Annotated in this window: 1 protein-coding gene; it reads left to right on the top strand. The window is 71.9% G+C overall.

Annotated elements, in window-relative coordinates; genetic code table 11:
* The first annotated feature begins 96 nt into the window (after nt 1-96).
* Nucleotides 97-444 (top strand): hypothetical protein, encoded by a 348-nt coding sequence (locus tag ETD96_RS43850; protein ID WP_138642361.1) that lies wholly within the window; start codon nt 97-99, stop codon nt 442-444.
* Nucleotides 445-1,522: the final 1,078 nt, after the last annotated feature.

A 1,522-nucleotide genomic window follows, 5' to 3' on the forward strand; every position in this document is an offset into this window, starting at 1 on the left:
GAGGTGTATAAGAGACAGACCCTGAGGCGGCCACCCCCCGCCTTCCGCCGGGGGAGCCTCGTCCCACCCCTCAGCAGGAGCCGGACGCCCCTGACCATGCCAAGCCTCGACCTGCGGCCCGGGCCGTCCTTCACCTTCGGTCCACCAGGCCCCGCCAGGCAAGGGCTGACCGGCCGGCGCCTCACCCTGCCCCGGCCGCCCGTGCCCCTGCGGCCGGTGCCGCTCATGCTGCACCGGCGCCGGCCCGCCATGGGGAGGCCGCGCCTCAGAGTGGGTCGGACGTCCTTCACCCTGCGGCCGTACCGGTCGCTCTTGCGACGCACGCGGGTCGTTCTGCGGCGGCCGCGCTTCAGCCTGCGGCGGCCGTGCTTCTCCCTGTGGGCGTTGCTGTTCGCGCTGCGGCGGTCGTGCTTCGCCCTGGGGACGTACTGGTCGCTCTTGTGACGCGCGCGGGTCATTTTGAGGCGGTCGCGCTTCAGCCTGCGAACGGTGCTGTTGCGGCGCGTGCGGCCTAGGCGCACCCGGCCGCCCCGACGGCGGCTCACCGTGGACTGGGCGCGCGTCCGGGTGAGGTGGCCGTCCTTCGCCTTGCGGACGTACTGGCCGCTCTCCTGAGGCGCGCGGGTCGCCGTGGGGTGACCAAGCCTCGGTCTGTGGCGGTTGTGCTTGTCCCTGCGGGCGCTGTTGTTCGCGCTGCGGCGCGCGTGCTTCGCCTTGGGATGGCCGCGCTGGTGCTTGTTGGCCTTGCGCTGAGCGCGCTTCCCCCTGGGGTGGCCCCACTTCGCGCTGAGGATGTACCGCTCGCTCTTGTGAGGCGCGCGTGTCAGCTTGCGGAGGCCGCGCTTCGGTCTGTGGCGGCTGTGCTGATGGCGGTTCGCCGTGTGTCGGGCGTGCTTCTGCGCCGGGTGTGCGTGTCTCGTCTCGTGGCCGTGCCGGTCGCTCTTGTGATGCGCGTGCGTCGTCTTGGGGTGGCTGAGCCTCGGCCTGGGGCGGTTGTGCCTGTGCCTGGGGGCGGCGTTGTTCGCGCTGCGGTGCGCGCGTTTCGGCCTGTGGCGGTTGTGCCGATGGCGGTTCGCCGGGGGTGGGCGGTGATTCCGCGCTGGGTGTGCGTGCTTCGCCTTGAGGCCGTACTGGTCGTTCCTGTGAAGCGCGCGCGTCGTCTTCGGTCGGCCGTGTCTCGGCCTGGGGACGGGCAGGCTGCTCTTGTGGCGTGCGCGGGTCGTCTTGGGGTGGCTGCGCTTCGGCCTGGGGCTCTGCGGCGGGTGCTTGTTCTTCGGCTTGGGGGCGTGCCGGTCGCTCTGGTGCTACGCGCCGGTCGACTTGGATCGGCTGCGTCTCGGACTGGCCCGCGTTGTCTTGGGGCGGGCTTGTCTCTTGCTTTGGTGGCTGGGCCTCGGCGGCACGGTCTTCGTCCTGGGACGGGCGTGCCTCGGCTTTGGGAGCGCTTGGTTCGGCCTGCTGCTCCTCTGTAGCCGACTCCTCGTCCGTGGGTGCTTCAGTGGTGGGCGGGGCGGGCCACGGT

The sequence above is a fragment of the Actinomadura geliboluensis genome, from assembly GCF_005889745.1.
Taxonomy (GTDB): Bacteria; Actinomycetota; Actinomycetes; order Streptosporangiales; family Streptosporangiaceae; genus Spirillospora; species Spirillospora geliboluensis.

Bases quoted from the DNA above. Each gene is read 5' to 3' on its own strand.
- ETD96_RS43850 (WP_138642361.1), top strand. From the start codon at position 97: ATGCCAAGCCTCGACCTGCGGCCCGGGCCGTCCTTCACCTTCGGTCCA.